General features: G+C 76.1%; 5 protein-coding genes. 4 read left to right on the forward strand and 1 reads right to left on the reverse strand.

What is annotated here, in order from left to right:
* The 3 genes from ACFW2E_RS07885 to ACFW2E_RS07895 form a co-directional block, all read left to right on the forward strand.
* Positions 1–1,195: hypothetical protein (locus ACFW2E_RS07885; RefSeq protein WP_384463038.1), on the forward strand; the 1,195-nt coding region annotated here is incomplete at its 5' end.
* Positions 1,192–2,763 (forward strand): protein kinase, encoded by a 1,572-nt coding sequence (locus ACFW2E_RS07890; RefSeq protein ID WP_384463041.1) that lies wholly within the window; start codon positions 1,192–1,194, stop codon positions 2,761–2,763. The genes ACFW2E_RS07885 and ACFW2E_RS07890, both read left to right, overlap by 4 nt.
* A gap of 52 nt (positions 2,764–2,815) precedes the next feature.
* The gene (locus ACFW2E_RS07895; protein ID WP_384463043.1) at positions 2,816–4,342 is read left to right on the forward strand and encodes a hypothetical protein; all 1,527 of its coding nucleotides are present in this window, start codon (positions 2,816–2,818) and stop codon (positions 4,340–4,342) included.
* Here the strand turns inward: ACFW2E_RS07895 and ACFW2E_RS07900 are convergent.
* Positions 4,323–5,510 carry an MFS transporter gene (locus tag ACFW2E_RS07900; protein ID WP_384463046.1) on the reverse strand — a complete coding sequence of 396 codons (1,188 nt, stop codon included), beginning with the start codon at positions 5,508–5,510 and terminating at the stop codon, positions 4,323–4,325. The genes ACFW2E_RS07895 and ACFW2E_RS07900 overlap by 20 nt on opposite strands.
* Positions 5,511–5,675: 165 nt before the next feature.
* Here ACFW2E_RS07900 and ACFW2E_RS07905 point away from each other — a divergent pair.
* The coding region (locus tag ACFW2E_RS07905; protein ID WP_384463106.1) for a bifunctional transcriptional activator/DNA repair enzyme AdaA at positions 5,676–6,700 on the forward strand (1,025 nt) is incomplete at its 3' end.

A 6,700-nucleotide genomic window follows, 5' to 3' on the forward strand; every position in this document is an offset into this window, starting at 1 on the left:
GAACAACACCCGCACCGGTGTGTACCTGGAGCTGGACGAGCGAGAGGTCTTCCTCTGGCACGCCGTCGACGGCGAGAACACCGTGCGGGACCTGCTGTTCGCCTACGCCGACCGGTTCGGCGAACTCGCCCTGCCGCGCATCGAGGCGGCGCTCGCCGCGTTCGCGAACGCCGGACTGCTGCGCGGCCTGCCCGGCCGCCCCGAGGAGACGGAGCGATCGGGCTGGCGCCGCGCGGGACGGGCCGTGTTCCGGGCGCTGCTCAGACTGGAGGTGTCGGTCCCCGGCCTCGACCGCACCGTCACTCGCCTCTACCAGGCCTTCGGCTGGCGGTTCTTCACCCGGACCGGGGTGACGCTGGTCTGGCTGTCGGTGGTCGGCGGCCTCGTCGCGTTCTCCGTCGCGCAGGGCAGGCAGCACCTGCTGGACTTCGGTGGGGCGGGCGTCCGCGGCCCGGTGCTCCTCGCCGCCGGATACGTGTCCGCCCTGGTCGTGCACGAGCTGACGCACGCGCTGGCCGTCAAGTCGTACGGCCGCAAGGTCCGGCGCGGCGGGTTCCTGCTCATGATGGGCATGCCGTTCGCGTTCGTCGACACCAGCGACATGTGGTTCGGCACCCGCTGGTCACGGGTCGTGGTGGCGCTGTCCGGACCACTGTCGACGGCGGCGCTGGCCGGCTGGTGCGCGGCCGGAGCGGCCTTCCTGCCCGCCGGGGCCGCCTCGGCCGTCCTCTTCCACCTGGCCTTCGGGCTGTACCTGAACACCCTCTACAACTTCAACCCCCTGATGCCACTGGACGGTTACCAGGCCCTGACCGACGCGCTGCGCGTGCCGCGCCTGCGCGAGGAGGCGAGTACCTACTTCCGCAAGGGGCTCTGGCGGGACCTGCGCGCGGGCAGCCGGCCCGGTCCGCGGCAGGCGGGCATGGCCGCGTACGGGCTCGCGGTCGTCGTCGGGACGTACGGCTTCCTGGCCCTCGCCCTGCTGGCCTGGCGCTCCCGGATCGGCGACCTGCTGGACGGCTGGATGAGCCCGCCGTGGACCACGGTGATCGAGGCCCTCGTGGTCGCCCTGGTGGCCTTCCCCGTCTGGTCGGCACCCGTGCGGTGGCTGCTGCGCCGCCTCCGGCGCAGCCGTGCCGCGAAGGGCGCCGCGCCCGTCCCGGCGATGGGTGCGGCCGTGGAGGGTGCGGCATGACGCGGGATCCGAACAGCGGCGGTGGCGGCGACTGGGCCGTCCCCGGTTACGACCCCGTACGCACCCTCGGCGAGGGCGCCGGCGGACGGGTCGTACTGGCGCGGCACACCGCGACCGGCGTTCCCGTCGCGATCAAGTACCTGAGCCGGAGCCTGCGTGGCGACCGGGAGTTCCTCGCCCGTTTCCGCGCCGAGGCCCGGCTGCTGGGCGAACTGCGCCACCCGTGCGTGGTGCGGCTGTACGAGTACGTCGAGGCGCGCGCCGGCGCCGCCATCGTCATGGAGGCGGTGGACGGCGTCAGCCTCCGCCAACTGCTGCGCCGGCACGGGGCGACCGGCCCAGAGGCGGCCCTGGTCCTGCTCAAGGGGTCGCTGCTGGGCCTCGGCGCGGCCCACGCGGCGGGGGTGGTCCACCGCGACTACAAGCCGGAGAACGTGCTGGTCCGCGCCGACGGCACGAGCGCGCTCGCCGACTTCGGCATCGCCGTGCGCACCGGACGGGAGACCGAGGCCGCCGGCACACCCGCCTACATGGCACCCGAGCAGTGGCAGGGCGAACCGGCCGGACCGGCGGGCGACGTGTACGCGGCGGCCGCCGTGTTCCACGAGTGCCTGACCGGGCGCCGGCCGTTCACCGGCGACGACGTGACAGCCCTGCGCCTGCAGCACCTGCGGGCCCCCGTCCCCCTGGACGACGTACCCGCGCCGGTCCGCGGACTGCTGCGCACGGGACTGGCCAAGGACCCGGCGGACAGGCCGGGCATCGAGGACTTCCTCGCCGACCTGGAACGGTCCGCCACCGAGGGGTACGGCGCCGGCTGGGAGGAGCGCGGCCGCCGTCGGCTCGCCGAACTCACCGCGCTGCTGGCGCTGTTGTTCCCGTTCACCGCCACGGTGACGCTCGACGCGCCCGCGCGGGCCCTCACCCTGCTCGGCCGGGTGAAGCGCGGCGGACGGAAAGCCGCCGCCGGGGCGGCCGCTCTCGCGGTCGTCGCGGGTGGCGCGACCGCCGTGGCGGCCCATCCGCACGACACCGCGACGACGGTGGTCAGTTCGGTGCCGTCGGCCGTCGAGTCCGCGACTCCGCCGGCCGGCTCACCCGCCACGACCCCGGCCACGGTCCCGCCCACGGCCGGCACCACGCCTTCCGGCACGCCCTCGGACAGCCCGCCGGACTCGCCCACCCCGTCCGTGGCCACCACCCCGCCGACGGCGGAGTCGCCCACACCGGCGACCGCGGGCCCGGCGGAGCCGACACCGGGCACGGTCACGATCACCATCGGCTCCTGGCAGCGGGGGCAGAGTCCGGGCACGCTGATCGCCGACGTGACCGTCGACACCACCGGGACCGGACCCGTGACCGTTTCGGCGGCCTACTACGTCGACTCGCCCGCCGAGTCCTACGGCAGCCAGACCAAGGAACTGTCCGGCGACACGCACTACCCCGTGACCTTCCAGGCCGACTTCTCCAACCACCCGTGCCGGGGTACCTGGATGGTCACCCTCACCAGCACACCGGCGGCCGCGAACGGACCGCAGACGGCGTCCCTGGACGCTCCGCCGTGCTGAGCGCCGTATCCGGCGCCGCGCCCAACTCCGTACTGAGCGAGAACGGAACGACATGACGACAGCCACCACGGTCGCCGGACGGTCCCTGGCGGGCTGGTCGCGGGACGCGCGCCACGGCACCTGGCACGCGCTCGTCCCCGGCCGGTCCGGCGAGACCTCGCTCGGCGCGCTGCGCATCCACCGCGCCCTGCTCGCTCCGGAGGGCACGCGCGAGCGCCTGGCGGCCGCGGTGCTCGCCGTGGCCGAGCTCCGGCTGCCCGGTGCGCTCGGCACGGTCGACCTGGTCGCGGAGGCCGGGGTGGTGTGGCTGATCACCGCCCGGCCTCCGGCCCCCACGCTCGCGGATCTGCTGGCGGACGGCGCCGCCGGCCTCGACGCGGGCAGCGCGGCCAGCGTCCTGAACGAGACCGCGCAGACTCTGCTCGCCCTGCACAAGGCCGGCCTCGCCCACGGCACGCTGGGCACGGACACCGTCGTACTGGCCCCGGACGGCGTCGCCCTGCTCGCCGAGGCCGCGCTGGGCACGGTGCTGGGCGACGCGCCGGACTCCGCGCGCCGCGAGGCCGACATCACGGCCTGGGCCGGCCTGTCCCGCACGCTCGGCGAAGCCTGGGCGGCCCCCGGCACCCCCGCCGCCACCCTGTTCGCGCAGTGCTCGGCCGCCGGCGGTTCCGAGCGCCTCGCGGCGGCCCGCACCGCGCTGGTCGCCGGGCGCGCCGCGCTTCCGGCGGGCTTCCTGCGGCGTACGGAGCTCCGCGCTGCGGTGGCCGCGGCGATGCCGGAGATCACCGCGGCACCGGCCCCGGCGGCGGCAACGGCAACGGCAACGGCTCCGGCTCCGGCAACGGCTCCGGCTCCGGCACCGGGTCCGGCACCGGCTCCGGCGGCGGACGAGACGGAGGACGAGAGAGCCGGCGGGACGGGCGAAGAGTCGGTGGCCCCCGCCGTCCTCCCGGACGACCAGGCCACCGTCCTCGGCAGACGCAACCGCACCCCCATCTGGCCCGCGACGGCGGAACCCGTGGCGGAACCCGCTGCGGCAGGGACGCTCCCACCCCCCGGCGCGGATGACGGCGGCGAGATCCTCCTGCGCTTCGGCCCCGGCGTCCCCGCCGACGCCCAGGACACCCTCCGTGCCCAGTGGCGCACCGCACCCGAGCCGCCCGACAGCCGCCCCCACGGCCGACCACGGCGGGCCTGGATCGTCACGACCGCCTTCCTGGCCGCCGCGGCCGTCCTGCTCTGGCTGCTGCTGCGGCCGGCGCCCGCCCCCACGGTCAGCGCCGTCGAGGTCCAGGCGCCCGCCGGGCGGCTGCACTGCGGACAGACCGCCGATCTGGTCGGCGTGGTGACCACGGACGGCCGGGGAGGCCCGGTGACGTACCACTGGCTGCGCAGCGACGGCCACGACTCCGGCGAACTGGTCCACATGGCCCGCCGCGGCGACCGCCGGATCACCGTGCACCTCCGCTGGACCGTGCGCGGACCCGGCAGGTTCCGGGGCACCGCCCGCCTGCGGATCGCCCACCAGCGTGGACCGGTCGAGGCGGCGGCGAGCTTCAGCTACGTCTGCTCCTGACCGACCCGGCCACCACCGCGAGGACCGGCCCGGCGGCCAGCAGCACCGCGAGCGCCGCGAAGCCGTACGCCGGGGCCGCCGCCGTCGCGACCGCGCCCACCAGCAACGGACCACCGGAGTCACCGAGTTCGCGCCCCAGCTCGGCCGCGCCCATGGTCTGTCCGAGCCGTTCCCCGGGTGTCGCCGCGGCCAGGGCGGCGAAGCCGAGCGGTGTGACCAGACCGGTGCCGATGCCGATCAGAACGGCGGCGAGGAGGACACCGGTCAGACCGGGCAGCATCGCGCAGGCCAGTCCGGCGGCCGCGAGCAGCAGCCCGCGGCCGAGTCCGGTACGGGCCGTGAGCCGTCCCGCGTCCAACGCCCGCCCGGCACGCGGCTGCACCACCGCGGCACAGGCGGCCAGCACCGACACCGCCGCGCCGGTGGCCACCGTGCCGAGCCCCGCCGCGGCGCCCGAGACGGGCAGGAAACCCACACCGACGGCGAGCGCGGCCGTCGCCCCGGCGAGCGCGCCGGTCGGCACCAGGAAGGACGGGTCGGTCAGGCGTCGCACCAGGTCGACCAGGGTCTGCCGGGCCCGGGGGAGCGGCGATACACGCGGTACGGCGGCCAGGGCCCAGCCGGTCACCACCGCGCTCAGCGCCGCCAGCACCGCGAACAGCAGCCGCAGTCCGCCCGCCCACACCAGCACGCCGCCCAGCAGAGGGCCCAGCGTGTAGCCGACCGACTTCCAAAAGCCGTAACTTCCGAACGCCCGCCCGTGCTTGGCCGCCGGATTGAGCCGGGCGACCAGCGCGGCGGCGGCCGGTGAGAACGCCGAGGCCGCGGCGCCCTGGCCGAGCCGCGCGGCCCACAGCCGGCCGGGGCCGCCCGCCACGGCGTAGAGCGCGGAGGCGGCGGTGAAGGCGGCGAGCCCGCCGAGGAGCACCGGACGGGCCCCGATCCGGTCGGCGAGCGTGCCGAACACCGGCTTCAGGATCACCTCGGCGCCGTCGTACAGAGCGAGCAGTCCGCCGAGGACCAGGAGCGAGGTGACCGCGTCACCGGAGCGCGCGCCCAGGCTCGCCGCGACGCCGTGCGCGCCGAACGCGGTGGTGAAACCCGCCGCGTACAGCGGCCACGTGCGCGCCGGGGCCCGGCCGGACGGTGTGTCGGACGACCGTGTCACCGGTGACGACCGTGTCAGCGGTACCGAGGGGGAGGTGCCGTACCCATGACGCGCATCGTACCCACGCCCCGGGCCCGCCGGCCGTCCTGGCCGGACAAGGTAGGTGTCGGATTCTCGCCAGCGGGTGCCCCGCGCGTGGCCGATGCTGGACACATGCAGACAGGGATGCACCTCGAACGGGAGCGGTGTGTGCGTGCTGTGCAGTCCAAGGACGCACGGTTCGACGGATGGTTCTTCACGGCCGTCCTGACGACCCGCATCTACTGCCGGCCCAGCTGTCCGGCCGTACCGCCCAAGCCGCAGAACATGACGTTCCACCCGAGCGCCGCGGCCTGCCAGCAGGCCGGTTTCCGGGCCTGCAAGCGCTGCCGCCCCGACACCAGCCCCGGCTCCCCGGAGTGGAACCGGCGTGCCGACCTGGTGGCCCGGGCCATGCGGCTGATCGCCGACGGGGTGGTGGACCGCGAGGGCGTGCCAGGACTCGCCGCCCGCCTCGGCTACAGCACCCGGCAGGTCGAGCGTCAGCTGCTCGCCGAACTGGGCGCCGGCCCCCTCGCGCTCGCCCGTGCCCAGCGCGCCCAGACCGCCCGGCTCCTCGTCGAGACGACGCCGCTGCCGATGGCGGAGATCGCGTTCGCGGCCGGCTTCTCCTCCATCCGCACGTTCAACGACACCGTGCGCGAGGTCTTCGCCCTCTCCCCGAGCGAGCTGCGGGCCCGCACACCGAAGAGGAACACCGGAAGCACCCCCGGGGTGCTCTCGCTGCGCCTGCCCTTCCGCGTCCCGCTGAACCCCGACAACCTCTTCGGCCACCTCGCGGCGACCGCAGTGCCGGGTGTGGAGGAGTGGCGGGACGGCGCCTACCGGCGCACGCTCCGCCTGCCGTACGGCCATGGCATCGTGTCCCTGGCCCCCAGGCCCGACCACATCGCCTGCCGCCTCACCCTCAGTGACCTGCGCGACCTGACCGTCGCCATCAGCCGCTGCCGACGGCTGCTCGACCTGGACGCGGACCCGGTCGCGGTCGACGACCAGCTGCGCACCCCCCCGGGCCCCGCGCCGCGCGGGGGGCCGCGCCCCCCCGCCCCCGCGGATCACTGGGGGGGGGGCGCGCCGGGGGGGGGGGGGGGGGGGGGGGCTCGCCCCGCCGCCGGCCGGGGCCCGCCCGCCAACCTGGCCCTCGCCGGGCT

Source organism: Streptomyces sp. NPDC058964 (genome assembly GCF_042741275.1).
Lineage (GTDB): Bacteria > Actinomycetota > Actinomycetes > Streptomycetales > Streptomycetaceae > Streptomyces.